Genomic DNA, 19,283 nt, shown 5'->3' on the forward strand with positions numbered 1-19,283 from the left:
TAGTAAGTTAATTAAAACGATGGCTTTGAATAACTTCAATATCATACAAACCAAATTAGAACAATTTATTAGAAAATATTACACTAATGAGTTGATTAAAGGCGCTATCCTGTTTTTTAGTATTGGCTTGTTATATCTTATTATTACGTTACTAATTGAATATTTTCTGTGGTTAAATTCTGGTTTACGTACAGTTTTATTTTGGTTGTTTATTGCAGTTGAGGTTGGCTTGTTTATCAAATTTATTGCATTGCCTTTAGCCAAGTTATTTAAACTTCAAAAAGGTATTAACTATAAACAAGCATCGGCGATTATTGGTAATCATTTTCCTGAAGTTAATGATAAGTTACTTAATGTACTTCAACTAAAAGAAACTAACGATAACAGCGAATTACTTCTAGCCAGCATCGATCAAAAAGCTGAAGAATTAAGCCCAATTCCTTTCAATTTTGCGATTAATTTTAAACACAACACTAAATATTTAAAATACGCTGTTATTCCTATTGCTATTTTATTATTTAGCTTTGTTTTAGGTAAAACTAATTGGTTTACAGATAGTTATAAAAGAGTAGTAAATTATCAAACTGCTTATGAGCCGCCAGCACCTTTCAGTTTTTTTGTTATAAATGAAAGCTTGCAAACCGAAGAAAACAAAACCTTCAGGTTATTTGTACAAACCGAAGGAGATGTTGTTCCGGAAGATGCACAAATCAATTTTAACGATCAGTCATACTTTTTGCAACAACGTCAACCAGGTACTTTTGAGTATGTTTTTGAGCAACCAAAACAAGACATTACTTTTAATTTATCTGCTAATGGTGTTAACTCAAAACCATATACATTACATGTTGTAGAAGTCCCAACATTGTTAAATTTTCAGATGGTTTTAAATTATCCAAACTATACCAACAAACGTAACGAAGTTTTAAAAGGTATTGGTAATGCAGTTGTACCACAAGGCACACAAATTACTTGGCAACTTAACACCAAAGCAACCGATCAAGTCGATTTAATTAGTATAGATACTTTAGCGTTTACTACAGAAGAAAATGGTGTTTTTAAAGCCTCTAAACGCGTTTATAATAATTTAGACTATAACATTAGCACAAGTAATAAAAACCTTAAAAATTACGAGAATTTAGCGTATAGTATTTCGGTTATTAAAGATCAATATCCAGAACTTAAAATTGAATCTAAAACAGATAGCTTAGACCAACAAACTTTGTATTTTAAAGGTCAAGTTAGTGACGATTATGGCTTATCTAAATTACAATTTGTCTATTATCCTTCAGAAAACGAAACTAATAAAACTGTAAAAAATATACCAATTTCATCTTCTAATTTTGATGAGTTTTTAACTGCTTTCCCAAATAATTTAGATATAGAAGCCGGTATACCTTACGAGTTGTATTTTGAAGTTTTTGATAACGATGCGGTAAATAAAAACAAAAGCACAAAAAGTTCTGTGTTTACATACAGAAAGCGTACTAAAGACGAAGAAGAACAAAAGCAACTTAACGAGCAAAATGAAACTATAAAAGATCTTAATAAATCTCTTGAAAATTTTGAAAAACAAGAAGAACAACTTAAAGAAATTTCAAAAACTCAAAAAGAAAAATCAGAACTAAATTATAATGATAAAAAGAAGCTAGAGAATTTCTTGAAGCGTCAAAAGCAACAAGAAGAAATGATGAAGCAATTCAATAAAAAGCTTCAAAATAATTTAGAAGAATTTCAAAAGGAAAATAAAAAAGAAGATCCGTTTAAAGAAAAATTGCAAGAGCGATTAAAAGAGAATGAAGAGCAATTAAAAAAAGATGAAAAGCTACTTGAAGAATTAGAAAAGCTTAAAGAAAAATTTAAAAAAGAAGAATTTACAGAGAAGTTAGATAATCTTGCAAAACAGGCTAAAAACCAAAAGCGTAGTATGGAACAATTATTAGAATTGACCAAGCGTTACTACGTGTCTAAAAAGATGGAAAAAATTAGTGACGAGCTTGATAACTTAGCCAAAGAACAAGATAAATTAGCTAACGAAGATCCAGAAAAAAACACAAAAGAGAAACAAGACGAACTAAATAAAAAGTTTGAAGACATCCAGAAACAGTTAGAAAATTTAGAAAAAGAAAATAAGCAATTAAAGTCTCCAATGGATGTTCCACGAAATAAAAATGCAGAAGAGAATATTAAAGAAGATCAACAACAGGCAAGTGAAGATTTAGAAAAAAAAGAACAATCTACAGATCAAAAACAAAAGCAGGATAAACAAAATTCTGCAAAACAGAATCAAAAAAATGCAGCTCAAAAAATGAAACAGATGAGTATGAGTATGCAAATGCAAATGTCTTCAGGTAGTAAAAAACAATTGCAAGAAGATATAGAAATGCTTAGACAAATCATTGATAATTTAGTCGTATTTTCTTTTGATGAAGAAGACTTAATGAACAAGTTTAAAAGTATAGAAGTCAACCATAATGAATATGCTAAGTACTTAAAAAAGCAATACGATTTACGCACACATTTTGAGCACGTAGACGATAGTTTATTTGCAATATCCTTAAGACAACCACAATTTTCAGAACAAATCAATAAAGAAATTAATGATGTGTATTTTAATATTGATAAAGCATTAGATCAGTTATCAGAAAATCAATTATATCAAGGTGTATCTTCACAACAATATGCGTTAACGTCTGCTAATAATCTAGCTAATTTTTTAAGTGCTGCTTTAGATAATATGCAAAACCAAATGGGTATGCCATCTCCAGGTCAAGGAGAAGGCGATATGCCACTTCCAGATATTATAATAAGTCAAGAAGAATTGGCTAAAAAAATGGAAGAAGCAATGAAAAAAGGCGAAAAAGGTAAAGACGGACAACAAGGTCAGCAAGGCGAACAAAAGTCTGGCAAAGATGGAAAAAATGAAGGTGATCAGAAAGGAGAGAATGAAGGTAATCAAGGTAAAGAAGGAGATAAAGGAAACAAAGGAGAAAAAGGTAAAAACGGTGAAGAAGGCGGTAAAGATGGTGACGGACAAGGACAAGGCGGAAGTCAACAAGGAGAAGGAGACTTTAATGAACAGATGAATGCCGAATTATTTAAAATTTATCAAGAACAACAATTATTACGTCAACAACTAGAACAACGTTTAGAGAAAGATGGTTTAAGAGGAAATGGTGACGCCAAAAAACTTTTAAATGATATGGAAGATGTAGAATTAAAATTAATCAATGAAGGCTTTACTAATGAAACTTTAACTAAAATGATGGAATTAAAACATCAATTACTAAAGTTAGAAAACGCAACTTTTCAACAAGGACAAGATTCAAAACGCGAATCTCAAACCAATAACAAAACATTTTCTAATACAACTAACAATCAGATAGACAAAGCAAAACAATATTTTAATACTACCGAAATATTGAATAAACAAAGCTTACCTTTGCAGCAAATTTATAAGCAAAAAGTACAAGAATATTTCAAACAAAAAAATGATTAGTTTTAATTACGAAACCGATTTTAAGCTATTAGATGAAGCTAAAATTTCTAATTGGATATCAAAAATTATAGAGCATCATAATTGCAAAAAAGAAGAAATAAGTTATGTGTTTTGTGACGATGAATATTTATATCGATTAAATGTTCAGTATTTAAATCACGATACCTTAACAGATATTATAAGTTTTGATTATTCAATAGGAAAAACTATATCTGGAGATATTTTTATTTCTGTTGAAAGGGTAGAAGATAACGCTAAAGATTTTGATGTAGATTTTAATACAGAACTACATCGTGTAATCATACACGGTATTTTGCACTATTGTGGTTTTAAAGATAAGACCGAAGGTGATGCCAAACTAATGCGAGCTAAAGAGGACGAAGCACTTTTGATATTAAAAGAAATGTCATAGTTTGTTGTATTTTTGCACGCCAAATTTAAGTCGAATTTTAAAAACGTTCCACGTGGAACAATCAAAATATTATGTTTAACGAAGTTTACGATGTAATAGTTGTTGGTGCAGGACATGCTGGTAGCGAAGCTGCAGCTGCAGCTGCTAATATGGGTAGTAAAACCTTATTAGTGACTATGAATTTGCAAAACATTGCTCAAATGTCTTGTAATCCTGCAATGGGAGGAATTGCAAAAGGACAAATTGTAAGAGAGATAGATGCGCTTGGTGGCTATTCTGGTATTGTTAGTGATACATCTGCAATTCAATTTAAAATGTTGAACAAATCTAAAGGTCCTGCAATGTGGAGTCCAAGGGTACAAAGCGATCGTATGCGCTTTGCAGAAGACTGGAGATTGATGTTAGAAAACACACCTAACTTAGATTTTTATCAAGAAATGGTTAGAGGTCTTTTAGTCAATAATGGAAAGGTTGAAGGTGTAGTTACGTCGCTTGGAATTGAAATAAAAGCAAAGTCTATTGTACTAACTAACGGAACATTTTTAAATGGCTTAATTCATATTGGAGATAAAAATTTTGGTGGTGGTAGAGCAGGAGAAAAAGCAGCAACAGGTATAACAGAACAGTTGGTAGATTTAGGTTTTGAATCTGGTAGAATGAAAACAGGAACACCTCCAAGAGTTGATGGAAGATCTTTAGACTTTTCTAAAATGATTGAACAACCTGGTGATGAAAATCCTGATAAATTTTCTTATTTAGATATCACAAAACCACTAACGCAACAACGTAGTTGTCATCTTGCTTATACAAGTGAAAAAGTGCATGATTTATTAAGAGATGGTTTTGATCGCTCACCAATGTTTAATGGTCGAATAAAAAGCTTAGGTCCTAGATATTGTCCTTCAATAGAAGATAAAATTAACCGTTTTGCAGATAAAGATAGACATCAATTATTTGTAGAACCTGAAGGTTGGAATACAGTTGAATATTATATAAATGGCTTTTCAACTTCATTACCAGAAGATGTACAATTTAAAGCTCTACGCTCTGTAGAAGGGTTTGAAAATGTTAAATTCTTTAGACCTGGTTATGCTATAGAGTATGATTATTTTCCGCCTACACAATTAAAACATACTTTAGAAACTAAGTTGGTAAGTGGACTATTTTTTGCTGGTCAAATTAACGGGACAACCGGTTATGAAGAAGCAGCATCTCAAGGATTAATGGCTGGTATCAATGCAGCTTTAAAAGTTCAAGAAAGAGATGAGTTTATCTTAAAAAGAGACGAAGCTTACATAGGTGTTTTAATAGACGATTTAATTACAAAAGGTACAAAAGAGCCGTATCGTATGTTTACTTCTCGAGCAGAATATAGAACATTATTACGTCAAGACAATGCCGATTTAAGATTAACACCAAAAGGATATGAGCTTGGTTTAGCATCTGAAAAACGTTTGAAACGTATGGAAGAAAAACATGAACAAGCAGAAAAGTTTGTAGAGTTTTTTCAAAATACTAGTGTGACTACAGGAGAAATAAATCCGATTTTAGAGTCTAAAAATTCTTCATTAATGAAACAGCAAGATAAGATGTTTAAGATTTTTGCTAGACCAAATATTGATATTGAAGACATGAAAAAAATCGAGTCTGTTTCAAATTACATCGAAGAACATAATCTAGATAATGAGATTATAGAACAGACCGAAATACAAGTAAAATATTCAGGATATATAGCTAAAGAAAAAAATAACGCAGATAAACTAACGCGTCTAGAAAATATCAGAATACCAGATAATTTTGATTACTCAAAACTTAAATCGATGAGTATGGAGGCAAGGGAAAAATTAAATAAAATTCAGCCTGTAACCATATCTCAAGCATCTAGAGTAAGTGGTGTTTCTCCTGCAGATATTTCTGTTTTATTGGTGTATTTGGGACGATAAATTTTAAACGTTCCACGTGGAACGTTTATTTTTTTTAGTTTCAATTCTTCCCTTTTTTTTGATTAGATTTTAATTTATGAGTAAAGAAAAAACACAATTATATATAAAAGATCATTCCGTTTCTGGTGAAATGTTTCAATTAAAAAAGAATGAAAAATATGGTTTTTTAGAGACTTTTCCTCAACCAAAAACTAATCAACTTTCAGAATATTATAAAACGGAAGATTACATTTCTCACACAGATGCAAAACGAAATTGGTTTGAAAAAGCATATCATTTAGTTAGACGTTTTTCTTTAAAACAAAAACTAAAACTAATCAATGGTTTTAAAACCGAAACAAAAACACTTTTAGATGTAGGTTGCGGTACAGGAGATTTTTTAAAAACAGCTAAAGACAATAATTGGATAGTTTCTGGAATCGAACCAAATGCAGAAGCAAGAACAATAGCAAATCAAAAAACAGAAAACGCAGTTTTTGATATCGAACAGTTAAATAATTTTGAATCTAATAGTTTTGATGTAATTACACTTTGGCATGTTTTAGAACATCTTCCAGATTTAGAATATCAAATTTCAATATTAAAAAAACTTTTAAAACCTAAAGGTAGGTTAGTGGTAGCTGTACCAAATTATAAAAGTTTTGATGCAAACTATTATAATCAGTTTTGGGCAGCTTATGATGTGCCAAGACATTTATGGCATTTTGATCAAAATTCAATATCAAAATTATTTGCTTCTATTGATATGGAAATAGAACAACTTAAACCAATGCTATTTGATGCATTTTATGTTAGCTTACTTTCTGAACAATATAAATCTGGACGTAAAAATATTTTTAAAGGTTTTTATAACGGATTACGATCTAATTTAAATGCAAGTCGTACTAGAGAGTATTCTTCGCTAATTTATGTGCTTAAAAACAGTTAAAACTTATTTTAAAAAAGCATAAGGTTAATTTTTAGTCTTAAACAACAGATAACCTTACCTTTTTTAGAAAGTGTCTTAAATCGCTTTATTTGAAGTTGTTTTTCATAGCTAATAATTATTTTAAAATTAAATTAAAATAGATTTTGCTTATTAGTACAATATTTACATAAAATGTGTTTATCACTTTTTAATTTTTATACATTTGCGAAAATTCATTAAAACAAAAATTAAGATGAAAAAAATATTAGCGGTTTTATCTATTGCAATTTTTATTACTTCTTGTCAAAAACAGAAAATAGGATATGTTGACAACGGAAAAGTAATTAACGAAATGCAAGAGAAAGTTGATTTAGAAAAAAAATACGAAACAAAGCTTAATGCTTTTAATGCTAAAAAGGATAGTATAGGAAGAGCTTTTCAAATGGAAGCTCAAAAATTCCAGATGGAAGCTCAAAAAATGAGTCAATCTAAAGCTCAAGCTAAATATGAAGAGCTTGGTCAAAAACAGCAAATGTTGCAACAACAATTTCAAATGGAGCAACAACAAATATCTAAACCTTACCAAGAAGAAATGGATTCTTTAATTACTAAGGTTAAGGATTATGTTAAAAAATACGGTAAAACAAATGGTTTTGATGTTATTTTAGGTACTGTAGAGTCTTCTCCAAGCGTTATGTATGCAAAAGATGAATATGACCTTACAGAAACAATTATAAAAGACTTAGATAATAATTACAAAAAGTAATTAGATATTTACTTATAAAAAAAGCATTAGACTTCGGTTTAACGCTTTTTTTTATTTATAAACTGTTATTTATCAGTTGTTTTCATAGTTTTAATTATATTTATCGTGCTATTAATCATTTATAAAAGACTATGAGAAAATTGCTAACGCATTTAATCATTTTCTTTACTTTTTTTTATCAAATTAACGCCCAAGTTGCAACTTCATTTAAAACGGAAAAATCGTTTTATGTATATGGAGATGCAATGGTTATTGGTAATAATAGTTTAAGTAAAGAAAAAACCACACCATTTAATGAATCATCAATTGCTAACGATGATATACCAATGACATTTGTAGATGTTGATAATGATGATTCTACATTTAATTCTAGTTCTTCTTATATTCAACTACCTGAAAATCAAAATAATATAGTTTATGCAGCGCTTTATTGGACGGCAACGTATAGTTATATTAAGGGAGAAAGACGGTCTCAAAACGGACAACATTTCTTCTCTGGAAAAAGACAGAAAAACCGTTCTTTAATAAGAAATATTAAATTAAAACTGCCAAACCAATCTTATCAAACCATAACAGGAACAGTTATATTTGATGGCTATAAAAAAAGCGGTTTTCATCTTAATTCTCCTTACGCTTGTTATGTAGATGTAACTAGTTTATTACAAAATGCCGAAGAAAAAAATGGCGAAATTACAGTTGCAAACATTCACGCTACAGAAGGTTTTGTTGCTGGTGGAAGCTCAGCAGGTTGGATGCTTTATATTGTTTATGAAGCACCAACCGAACAACCAAAATACATCACAACATTTAATGGTTTTGCTCATGTTGGTACAGAGCCTGTTGTTATAAATTTGAAAGATTTTAAATCGCCAGAACAAGGAGAAATAAATACAAATCTAACTTTAGCAACGTTAGAAGGTGATGCAGATATTACTGAAGACGAGTGTATAATAGCAAATCCTAATCTTAAAACAGCAATACGATTAAGTACAATAAACAGACAAGAAAAAAACTTTTTTAATAGCAGTATAGATAGTAATATTAAGCGTTTTCCGGACAGTAAAAATACTTTAGGTTTTGATATTACACGTCTAGAAGTACCAAAAAATAAAGAAATAGTAATAGATAATAATACCGATAATGTAGAATTACTTTTTAATACAAAAGAAGACCGGTTTTACTTGTTTTTTACTGCTTTTGAAACTGAAATCAGCAAATCTTTTTTCAATGAAATAGAAGCAAATTTACCCGAAAAAGCTATGGTTATAAAATCTACAACAAGAGAAGAAGAACAGCCAAAAGTAGTTGAGGAAAAAATAGAAATTAAAGCAGAAACAAAGATTAAATCAACAGTTGTAAATAATGAAGTTAAAGCAGAAAATGTTGTGCTTAAAAAACCAGAAGTTATCCAAGAACAAGAGGATAAAAATTCTTTAAGCCCAAAAGTAGCTACATCTGGTTACCAGCAACAACAAATAAAGCAAAGCAATGTTATTATTAGTTCTTCTACTTATGTTGAAGCTTTAAAGATTAAAGAAAAGCCTTTAGAAACTCAACAATTTAAACTTGTCTTAGAAAAAAATGCAGCAGAGATTGATGGTGCTAAAAAGGGATATTACGTTATTACAAAGTTTTTTTCTTCGCCTCAAAATGCTTTTAATTGGCAAAAAGACTTAAAAGAAAAAGGGTATAATAGCGACTTTTTAATAGATGAAAAAAATAAACTTTACTATGTTTATATCTTTCATACAGAAAACTTTTATGATGCTTACATGCAACATAAATCGTTTTTAGAGCAAAATCTTTTTAAGGATAACTGGGTATTTAAGGTAAATATGACAGACTTTTAATCTATTGCATTAAATACAAAGCAAAAAGAGTAGGAATTAAATAGATAACAATAGTTCTTGCACCGTCATAATCTTTAGCTACACGCTGCCCAAACAATAATAAAAGTAATGTAATAGCGCTTAAAATAGCAGCATAAAATCCTAAAGTAGAGTTATCATTAACTACAAGTTGGTATATACCTAAAACTGCCAAAATCCCTGCAATAACTTCTATTATTAGGATAATAGCAACATTTATTTCTACTATCTTTCCCATAAAAGTTTTAGAAAAATGTTCTTTTAACCAGCCAATATTTCCTTTCCAATCTAAAATTTTATCTAATCCAGATTGTAAAAAAGTGATGGCTAAAAAAAGTAATAAAATTATTTCGGTAATGTGGTCTAAAATAGAAATCATAGTTAATTAGTTTATATTCAAAGATATTAAAATTATAAAGGAAATTTTAGCTTAAAACTACTCTTGCTTAGCGTGTAAAAGTCTAGTTAGTTTTATAGATAAATCGGTTAGTATGATTTTAGAATTTCCGTTACGCTCTATATGATAAATTGCATCTTGTAACTCGTTAGAAATATCTAAAATATTATTATTGTGTACAAAAGGAGCAAATTTTGACAAGTCAAATTTTTCAGCTTTAGCTTCAAAAAACACCAAATCCTCAGCACCGTAATTAAGCAGTAAGGCTTGTCTAAAAAAGTCTAAACAGAAGTTTAAAAATTGCTTTTGTGTCTCTCTACCTGTTTTTGCAATTTCTTCGCTCCAACCTATTAAATCGTGTATAGCAGCTTTGTTTCCTTTAGCTTTAAAAGCAGATCTAATCCAAAAGACAAACCATTTTTCAAACTGAGTGTCTTCGCTATCATGATAGACTAAATCGCATGCTTTGTTATAATTACCTTCGGCTTGATGTGCAATTTTAGTAGCATCAGCTTCATTAATATCAAACTGTTTTATCAATCCGTTTTTTATATCTTCTTCTGCTAATGGCGGAAAATGTATAATTTGGCAACGTGATCTAATGGTATTTATAATTTGCTCTTCGTCTTCGGCAATTAATAAAAAAATGGTCTTATTTGGCGGTTCTTCAATTAACTTAAGAAGCTTGTTTGCTGCTTGCGTGTTAAGCTTTTCTGCCATCCAAATTAGCATAATTTTATAGCCACCTTCATAAGCTTTAAGGCTAAGAGATTTAACTATATCTTGGGCTTCATCTACACCAATTTGTCCTTGTTTATTATCTACACCTAAAAGTCTGTACCAGTCAAATAAATTTCCGTAAGGTTGTTGGGTTAGTAATTGCCTCCATTCTTCTAAAAAAGCACTACTAACAGGATGTTTTTTTACCTTATCTGTTGTAGTTACCGGGAAGGCAAAATGTAAATCTGGATGCGAATAATTATTAAACTTTAAGTTGCAAGCTTGATTATTACCATCGTTTTCTGCATTGCTGTTACCACACAAAATGTATTGTGCATAGGCAATAGCCATAGGTAATGTACCAGACCCTTCTGGTCCTACAAATAACTGTGCATGTGGTATACGACCATGGTCTGCACTAGTTGTAAGGTGTTTTTTTATATGTTGAAGTCCTAAAATATCACTAAAAAGCATAAAGCAAATATAGTTTTCTTCTAAAATAAAAGCGAATATCTTACCGCTTGATTTTAATAATTACACTGTTTTGTATCACTCTAAATGTCTATATTTGAAAATTACTTAATCATTAAAATTAAATGAAATATCTATCTGTATTTTTTATTGCTTTTTTAAGTATAAATATATCAGTAGCTCAAGAATTAAAAGTAGCTATAGATAGTACGCTTTCTGATGGTGTTTCTTTTAAACCGGTTAACGAGTTTTATATCTTTGGTGATGCTGCTGTTATTGGTAACAATCTTTTAAGTGAAGACAATAAAAAACCATACAACAATAGACAAGAAGACAACGACAATATTAAAATGAAATATGTTGATATTGATGATAATCCAGAAACGTTTTCTTCTAGTCAAGCAAAATTAACATTACCTGATGATTTTAAAAAAATTGTTTATGCAGGTTTATATTGGACAGCAACTTACGCGTACGAAAAAGGCACAAGAAAAGCTAAAAAGGATAATTATATCTTTAGAGGTAATGGAGAGCGATCACCAGTAATAAATCAAATAAAACTTAAGCTTCCAAATCAAGATTATCAAGACATTACAGGAGATATTATTTATGACGGATCAACTAATGTAACGCATGCAATAAACTCGCCATATGTTTGTTATGCAGATGTTACAAAATTACTTCAAAACACAGAAGATAAAGCAGGTAACTACACTGTTGCAAATGTTAAAGCAACAGAAGGTTATTTGTCTGGTGGTAGTGCAGCAGGTTGGATGTTGTATGTTATTTATCAATCACCTACAGATAATCCAAAGTACATTTCAACTTACAATGGTTTTGCATTAGTAAATAGTAGACCGGTAGATATAAACTTTAAAAATTTTAAATCTATTAATCAAGGTAAAGTAAACACTTCTTTAGTTGTATCTGCTTTAGAAGGAGATAATAATTTAGATTTAGACGAGTGTGCCATTTTAAAAGCAAATAGCAATCAATTTCAATCCTTAAGTAATGGTGCAAGATACCAGCAAAACTTTTTTAATAGTACAATAACCAATAACTCTATGGTCAATAGAGATCGTTACCCTAATAGCGAAAATACTTTAGGTTTTGACATTGCTCAATTAAAAATCCCTAATTATAATAACACAATAATTAGTAATGATATAAATGAAACAACGATGAGATTAAAAACAAAATCAGATCGTTTTTACTTATACTTTACCGCATTTCAAACCGAGATTGCACAAACATTTTTTGAAGATGTAGTACAAGAAACAACACCAGTAAGCAAAAAAGCCGAAGTAGAACCAGAAGTAGTAAGATCTAACGCTTCTACTATAGCAAGTAAAGATCCTAAAGACACAAAAAGAGCACCTTACGTATATTACAAAAAAGGGTTAAACTCTAATGCTTTTAGATATTTAAAACGAAAAAAATCTACATCTGTTATAGGTATAGAAGGAGGTTATTATGTGGTTACTAATGTGTTTTCAGAAGCACAAAGAGCAGGAAAATGGACAGCATCATTAATAAAAAAAGGATTTGATGCAGACGTATTTGTAAACCCAAAAAATAATTGGAACTACGTTTACGTACTTAGAAGCGATACCGCAGAAGAAGCTTTTAAGCTTATGGAAGAATTAAGAACAAATTATAGATATAGAGATGCTTGGATTTTTAAAGCCAATCTCGATTAACAACAAAATTAAAAACTAATGAAAACGCTTAACGATTTCAATTTTAAAAACAAAAAAGCTTTAATCAGAGTAGATTTTAATGTGCCTTTAGATGCTAATTTTAAGGTTACAGACGCAACTCGTATACAAGCAGCTAAACCAACAATAATCAAAATACTTGAAGATGGTGGTAGTTGTGTATTAATGTCTCATTTAGGTCGTCCTAAAGGTGTGCAAGAAGAATTTTCTCTTAAGCATATTGTATCTAAAGTAGAAGATATTATTGGTGTAGAAACTCAGTTTGTAAACAATTGTGTTGGAGAAGACGTAGAGCAAGCAGTATCAAATCTAGAACCTGGAAAAATCTTAATTTTAGAAAATTTACGTTTTCATGAAGAAGAAACTAAAGGCGATAAAGGTTTTGCAGAACAATTATCAAAATTAGGTGACATTTATGTAAATGATGCTTTTGGTACTGCGCATCGTGCACACGCATCTACAACTGTAGTTGCACAATTTTTTAAAGAAAACAAATGCTTTGGATACCTTTTAGAACAAGAAATTAAAAGTATAGAAAAAGTAATGAAAACTGGCGAAAAACCAGTTTTAGCAGTACTTGGTGGTGCAAAAGTGTCTTCTAAAATTACAATTATAGAAAACATTTTAGATAAAGTAGACCATTTAATTATTGGTGGCGGTATGTCTTTTACATTCGCCAAAGCTAATGGTGGAAAAGTAGGAGATTCTATTTGCGAAGATGATAAAATACCATTAGCATTAGATATATTAAAACAAGCAAAAGAGAAACATGTACAAATACATTTACCTGTAGATGTTAAAGCTGCAGATAAGTTTGATAATAATGCAAATACTCAAATCTGTGATATAAATAATATTCCAGATGGTTGGCAAGGTTTGGACGCTGGACCAAAATCTTTAGAGCAATTTAAAGATGTTGTTTTAGAATCTAAAACCATTTTATGGAACGGACCTTTAGGTGTTTTTGAAATGGAAAACTTTGCTAACGGTACTATAGAATTAGGTAATTTTATTGCAGAAGCAACTAAAAACGGTGCATTTTCACTTGTTGGTGGTGGCGATTCTGTTGCAGCAGTAAAACAGTTTGGTTTTGAAGATAAAGTAAGCTACGTAAGTACCGGCGGAGGCGCAATGTTAGAAAGTTTAGAAGGAAAAACTTTACCAGGTATCGCTGCTATCTTAGAATAAAATATAAATAATTAACGTTAAGCAATAAACGCTTTATATGTCTTTAAAAAAATCATTTTTAATAGTTTTAATTTTATCACTTTGTTGTAGCTGGTTATTGGCGCAAGATTCCTTGCAAACCAATTCAACTAGGCTAAAACAAGACCAATTAATTTCTGGAGAAAGTTATGAGATAGACACAATTATTGATGGTCAGACGTATTATAAAAAGTCAATTAAAGCAATTTCTGCAGAAATTCCAGAACAACTTTTAGATGATGAATACGCTGCAGAAATTGATAAAAAATGGTTAGAAGAGTTATATAGTACAACACTTTTTGATACCATTTACAGAGATGTTAAAGGACTTAGCTATAAAGCAGTTTACTATCCAGAATTAACCACAGATACACTAAAAGCAAGACTTAAAAGGTTAAATGCAAAAACACCTTTTAATGTAGAATATAATCCTGCGTTAGAAAGTGTGATAAAAATGTTCTTAAAGAATAGACATCAATCTTTTGAGCGTTTAATGGGATTAAGTAATTACTACTTCCCAATGTTTGAACGCGAATTTGACAACTACGATATTCCTTTAGAGATGAAATATCTAGCAATTGTAGAGTCTGCTTTAAAACCACGAGCTAGATCTCGTGTTGGTGCCACAGGGTTATGGCAGTTTATGTTTGCAACAGGTAAACAATACGGTTTGGACGTAAGCAGTTATGTAGATGAGCGTAGTGACCCAATAAAATCAACAGAATCTGCTGCAAAATACTTAGCAAAACTTTATGAGCTTTTTGGCGATTGGGACTTAGCGTTAGCGGCTTACAATTCTGGACCAGGTAATGTAAGTAAAGCCATTAGACGTTCTGGCGGTTATCAAAACTATTGGAATATCCGTCCACATCTTCCACGTGAAACAGCAGGATACGTTCCAGCATTTCTAGCCACTATGTATATTTTTGAATATGCAGAAGAGCATGGTTTCATTCAACATAAACCAGAATTTAATTACATAGATACTGACACGATTCGCGTTAAGCAAATGATTACTTTGGATCAAGTATCAGAGTTTACAGGTGTTAAGATAGAAACGCTTCAGTTTTTAAATCCATCGTACAAACTAGATATTATTCCTCACATCGAAGGAAAAAATTACACTTTAAGATTGCCAAGAAATATTATTGGCGCTTTTGTAAATAACGAAGACCAAATGTATGCTTATGCTAAAGCAGAATTTGATAAACGCGAAAAACCGTTACCTCAATTTTTTAATACAGATACAAAAACTAGATACCGTGTTAAGCAAGGTGATTATTTAGGTAAAATTGCACGAAAATTTGGAGTAAGAGTAAGTCAAATAAAACGTTGGAATGGTTTAAGAAGTAATAATTTAAGAATTGGTCAACGCTTAACTATTTACCCACGTAATGGTGCAGCAATAAGGCAATCAACAGCTTCAAATTCAAATAGTTCAAATCTAAAAAACTATAAAGGAAAAACCTATACCGTTCAAAAAGGAGATAGCTTGTGGAGTATTTCTCAAAAATTTTCAGGAATTTCTGTTGAAAATATTAAAGAATGGAATGGTATTAGTGGTACTAATTTAAAGCCAGGTATGACATTAAAACTGTCTAAAGGCTAAACTTCAAATTAAAACATCGTTATATAATGAAAAAAATAATTTTATTGGTCTTAGCAGCTACACTTACTATTGCGTGTAATGATAAGAATAAAAAAGAACAAAGATACGTACAAGACTCATCAGGAGTTTTAAATAACCTGTCTGTCGTTATTGATAGTGATTTATGGAAAGGTCGTGTAGGAGATGCTGTAAGAGATGTAGTCACTACAAATGTACCTGGCTTACCACAAAACGAGCCTATGTTTGATGTAAATCAAATTCCACCTCAAGTTTTTAAAGATTTTGCAACAAAAAACAGAACCGTTTTAAGAGTTAGCAAAGGAAAAGAAGCAGGTTTAAAAATTGCAAATAATGTATATGCAAAACCACAGAAAGTAGTATTTGTAACAGGACAAAACAACGATCAAATTATCGAAATTTTAAAAGCTAATAAGGATAAAATAATTAGTGCTTTTAAAGCGCAAGAAGTAAAATGGCGCCAAGATCAAATAAAAAAATCTGTATTAAATACAGATGAAGTAGAGAAAGAATTAGGCGTAACTATTAGCTTTCCTTCTATTTACAGATTTGCTAAAAAGGACGATAACTTTTTCTGGATAAGAAAAAACCTAAGCACAGGAACAAACAACGTTATGCTATATACCATTCCTTATGATTCTATCAATAAAGAAGGAGACATCATAGAGCAAGTTATTAAACATAGAGATAGTTTGGGTAAAAAGTATATACCAGGACCTTTAGACGGTAGCTATATGAAGACAGAAGAGGCTTACTCGCCATTCTTATTCAATACAACAATTGACAATAAACCAACTTACGAGGTAAGAAGTACTTGGGATATAGAAGGTACTTTTAATGCTGGTCCTTTTGTAAATTATATGATAGAGGATAAACCAAACAATAGGTACATAGTTGCAGAAGGGTTTACTTTTGCACCATCTGTAAACAAAAGAGACTTTGTTTTAGAGCTTGAAGCGATTATAAAGTCGCTTAAAGTTAAATAACAGTTAGATTTAAAGCATAAAAAAACCCAACGCATTTGCATTGGGTTTTTTTTATAAGAATGAGAAAGATTATTTGTTTTCCTCTTTATTATCTTCTTTACTTGCGTCTTTAAACTCTTTAATTCCACTTCCTAGACCACGCATTAATTCTGGTATTTTTTTACCTCCAAATAAAAGTAAAACCAAAATAACAATTACGGCAATTTGCCAAGGTCCTACTACACCTAAAAATATACTATTAGAAATCATAACTTTTTAATTTAGGCTACAAAGTTAATAATTAAACTTTAATAATAACGTTTAAACACTAACTTTAGCATTTGCTTAAAGTGCTTAACATAATATTTTAATTACTTTTGTTTTTTACTATGGCAAAAAGCGAAAAGAAATCAAAAAAAATAAAGAAGAAACTACTACACAAGTACCGTTTAGTTATTTTAAATGAAGATACTTTTGAAGAGCGTTTATCTTTAAACTTAAACCGATTAAATGTATTTGTAATAGGTACATTATCGGCTATATTTTTAATTGCATTTACAACACTATTAATTGCATTTACGCCTTTAAAAGAATACATACCTGGTTATTCGTCAACATCTTTAAAAAAGAAAGCTATAGCGCTAAGTTTTAAAACAGATTCCTTACAACGCGTTATAGATTTCAACGAAAAATATTTTGCGTCAATAAAGCAAGTTTTACAAGGAGAAGTTAGTGTTGCAGATTTTGATAAAGATTCCATTATCCAAGCAGTAAAGCAAGAAGTTAGTGAGGTAGATTTATCACCAATAAAAGAAGACTCTTTATTAAGAGAAAAAGTAGATAAAGAAGATAAATATAGCTTATTCGAAACCGCTACAGCAAAAACAAACTTTGTACTTTTTCCTCCAGTAAACGGTACCATTAGTGAGTCTTATGATGTAAAAAGTAAACATTATGCTGTAGATATTGTTGTAGAAGAAAACACGCCAATAAAGGCAACTGCAGACGGAACGGTTATTTTTGCAGAATGGACTGCACAAACAGGTTATGTAATTTTAATAGAACATAGCTCAGGATTAATTTCTGTATACAAACACAATGCGTCATTAACCAAATCTCAAGGAGATTTAGTTAAAGCTGGTGAGGTTATTGCAACAGCAGGAAATACAGGAGAATTAACCACTGGACCACATCTTCATTTTGAACTTTGGAGCGACGGATACCCTGTAAACCCAACTAATTTTATAGATTTTAAGTAATGCCTTCATTTAAATCCATATTAGCAAAACCATTTGCAAAACGTATTTACAAGAAAGTTCAAAAATGGGCAAATAATCCCATAGAAACTCAAGAAAAAGTTTTTAAAAACCTTATCTCAGAAGCTACAGAAACCGCATTTGGTAAAGACCACGATTTTATAAGTATCAACACTTACGAAGACTTTGTAAAACGTGTACCTATAAGAGATTACGAAGATTTAAAACCATACGTAGATCGTGTTGTTGACGGTGAAGAAGATGTACTTTGGAAAGGCAAACCGTTATACTTTGCAAAAACATCTGGGACAACATCTGGCGCAAAATACATTCCGCTTACCAAAGATAGTATGCCAACACATGTAAATGCAGCTAGAAACGCTATTTTAATGTACATACACGAAACTGGTAATGCAGATTTTGTTAACGGAAAAATGATTTTCTTACAAGGTAGTCCAGTACTTCAAGAAAAAAACGGAGTACAATTAGGTAGATTATCAGGTATTGTAGCACATTATGTTCCAAAATACCTTCAAAAAAATCGTATGCCATCTTGGGAAACTAACTGTATTGAAGACTGGGAAACCAAAGTAGACGCTATTGTAGAAGAAACATTGCCAGAAAACATGACAGTAATATCAGGTATTCCGTCATGGGTACAAATGTATTTTGAAAAACTGCAACAAAAGACCGGCAAAAAGGTTGGAGATGTGTTTAAAAATTTCAATCTATTCATTTTTGGTGGTGTGAATTACGAACCTTATCGCGCTAAATTTGAAAACTTAATAGGAAGAAAAGTAGATAGTATAGAATTGTATCCTGCAAGTGAAGGTTTTTTTGCTTTTCAAGACAAGCAAGATGAAAAGGGAATGCTTTTACAACTAGACTCAGGTATGTTTTATGAGTTTGTAAAAGCAGAAGATTTTTTCAACGAAAATCCTAAACGAATCACTTTAAAAGATGTTGAGGTTGGTGTAAATTATGTTATGATTATATCAACAACTGCAGGACTTTGGGCTTATAACATTGGCGATACCATTCAGTTTACAAATACAAAGCCTTACAGAGTTATTGTTTCTGGAAGGATTAAACATTTTATATCTGCGTTTGGAGAGCATGTAATTGGTAAAGAAGTAGAGCAAGCAATGAAAGATGCAACAACAAATACTTCAATTAGAATAAATGAATTTACTGTAGCACCGCAAATAAATCCAGATACAGGATTACCGTATCACGAATGGTTTATAGAATTTGAAAATGAACCAGATAATCTTTCCGCTTTAGCGCAAAAATTAGATGCTTCCTTGCAAAAGCAAAACAGTTATTATTTTGATTTAATTGAAGGAAAAGTACTTCAACCATTAAAAATCACAAAAATTGAAAAAAATGGATTTCAAAACTACATGAAATCTATAGGTAAATTAGGTGGACAAAATAAAATGCCAAGACTGTCTAATGATAGAAAGATAGCTGAAGCCCTAAAAGCATTCTTATTGGTTAAATAATATTATATTTGCCTCAACAAAAC

At 30.6% G+C, this 19,283-nt stretch carries 15 protein-coding genes; 12 read left to right on the plus strand and 3 right to left on the minus strand.

The features are described 5' to 3' along the window. The first annotated feature begins 19 nt into the window (after nt 1-19). The 6 genes from WA340_RS04520 to WA340_RS04545 all read left to right on the plus strand — a co-directional run bounded on the left by WA340_RS04520 (nt 20) and on the right by WA340_RS04545 (nt 9,377). Entirely contained in the window at nt 20-3,499 is a 3,480-nt protein-coding gene (locus WA340_RS04520) for a DUF4175 family protein (RefSeq protein ID WP_336127513.1), read from the plus strand. Further along, nucleotides 3,492-3,911 (plus strand): rRNA maturation RNase YbeY, encoded by a 420-nt coding sequence (gene ybeY / locus WA340_RS04525; protein ID WP_336127514.1) that lies wholly within the window; start codon nt 3,492-3,494, stop codon nt 3,909-3,911. The genes WA340_RS04520 and ybeY overlap by 8 nt, the downstream gene beginning before the upstream one ends. A 71-nt stretch (nt 3,912-3,982) precedes the next feature. Beyond that, nucleotides 3,983-5,854, plus strand: a complete 1,872-nt coding sequence (mnmG, locus tag WA340_RS04530; protein ID WP_336127516.1) for a tRNA uridine-5-carboxymethylaminomethyl(34) synthesis enzyme MnmG — start codon at nt 3,983-3,985, stop codon at nt 5,852-5,854. A gap of 76 nt (nt 5,855-5,930) precedes the next feature. After that, complete coding sequence (locus tag WA340_RS04535; protein ID WP_336127517.1) at nt 5,931-6,782, plus strand: class I SAM-dependent methyltransferase; 852 nt, start codon at nt 5,931-5,933, stop codon at nt 6,780-6,782. Nucleotides 6,783-7,014: 232 nt separating this feature from the next. Then, complete coding sequence (locus WA340_RS04540; RefSeq protein WP_027879336.1) at nt 7,015-7,527, plus strand: OmpH family outer membrane protein; 513 nt, start codon at nt 7,015-7,017, stop codon at nt 7,525-7,527. A 131-nt stretch (nt 7,528-7,658) separates the two neighbouring features. After that, nucleotides 7,659-9,377 (plus strand): hypothetical protein, encoded by a 1,719-nt coding sequence (locus WA340_RS04545; RefSeq protein ID WP_336127519.1) that lies wholly within the window; start codon nt 7,659-7,661, stop codon nt 9,375-9,377. A gap of 1 nt (nt 9,378) precedes the next feature. Here the strand turns inward: WA340_RS04545 and WA340_RS04550 are convergent, their stop codons facing one another. Both WA340_RS04550 and WA340_RS04555 read right to left on the minus strand, forming a co-directional pair. Next, entirely contained in the window at nt 9,379-9,774 is a 396-nt protein-coding gene (locus tag WA340_RS04550) for a DoxX family membrane protein (protein ID WP_223077804.1), read from the minus strand. Between the two features lie 57 nt (nt 9,775-9,831). Beyond that, on the minus strand, nt 9,832-10,986 hold the full coding sequence (locus WA340_RS04555) for a DNA polymerase III subunit (RefSeq protein ID WP_336127522.1): 1,155 nt from the start codon (nt 10,984-10,986) through the stop codon (nt 9,832-9,834). 122 nt (nt 10,987-11,108) lie between these two features. Between WA340_RS04555 and WA340_RS04560 the strand changes: the two genes are divergently transcribed. The 4 genes from WA340_RS04560 to WA340_RS04575 are packed head-to-tail and all read left to right on the plus strand — an operon-like array spanning nt 11,109 to nt 16,520. Continuing rightward, entirely contained in the window at nt 11,109-12,683 is a 1,575-nt protein-coding gene (locus WA340_RS04560) for an SPOR domain-containing protein (RefSeq protein ID WP_336127524.1), read from the plus strand. A gap of 18 nt (nt 12,684-12,701) precedes the next feature. Next, nucleotides 12,702-13,889 carry a phosphoglycerate kinase gene (locus tag WA340_RS04565; protein WP_336127526.1) on the plus strand — a complete coding sequence of 396 codons (1,188 nt, stop codon included), beginning with the start codon at nt 12,702-12,704 and terminating at the stop codon, nt 13,887-13,889. Nucleotides 13,890-13,926: 37 nt separating this feature from the next. Beyond that, nucleotides 13,927-15,516 (plus strand): lytic transglycosylase domain-containing protein, encoded by a 1,590-nt coding sequence (locus WA340_RS04570; protein ID WP_336127528.1) that lies wholly within the window; start codon nt 13,927-13,929, stop codon nt 15,514-15,516. A 26-nt stretch (nt 15,517-15,542) separates the two neighbouring features. After that, the gene (locus WA340_RS04575) at nt 15,543-16,520 is read left to right on the plus strand and encodes a DUF4837 family protein (RefSeq protein WP_336127530.1); all 978 of its coding nucleotides are present in this window, start codon (nt 15,543-15,545) and stop codon (nt 16,518-16,520) included. A gap of 69 nt (nt 16,521-16,589) precedes the next feature. On the opposite strand, the gene WA340_RS04580 is transcribed toward WA340_RS04575, so the two are convergent. Beyond that, on the minus strand, nt 16,590-16,769 hold the full coding sequence (locus WA340_RS04580) for a Sec-independent protein translocase subunit TatA/TatB (RefSeq protein ID WP_223077798.1): 180 nt from the start codon (nt 16,767-16,769) through the stop codon (nt 16,590-16,592). Between the two features lie 119 nt (nt 16,770-16,888). Here WA340_RS04580 and WA340_RS04585 point away from each other — a divergent pair, with 119 nt between their 5' ends. Both WA340_RS04585 and WA340_RS04590 read left to right on the plus strand, forming a co-directional pair. Continuing rightward, complete coding sequence (locus WA340_RS04585) at nt 16,889-17,758, plus strand: M23 family metallopeptidase (RefSeq protein WP_223077797.1); 870 nt, start codon at nt 16,889-16,891, stop codon at nt 17,756-17,758. Continuing rightward, nucleotides 17,758-19,260: a GH3 auxin-responsive promoter family protein gene (locus WA340_RS04590; RefSeq protein WP_336127533.1), complete on the plus strand. Its 1,503-nt coding sequence runs from the start codon at nt 17,758-17,760 to the stop codon at nt 19,258-19,260. Before WA340_RS04585 ends, WA340_RS04590 begins: the two co-directional genes overlap by 1 nt. The last annotated feature ends 23 nt before the right edge of the window (nt 19,261-19,283 follow it).

Source organism: Mesoflavibacter sp. CH_XMU1422-2, assembly GCF_037029245.1.
Classification (GTDB): domain Bacteria; phylum Bacteroidota; class Bacteroidia; order Flavobacteriales; family Flavobacteriaceae; genus Mesoflavibacter; species Mesoflavibacter zeaxanthinifaciens.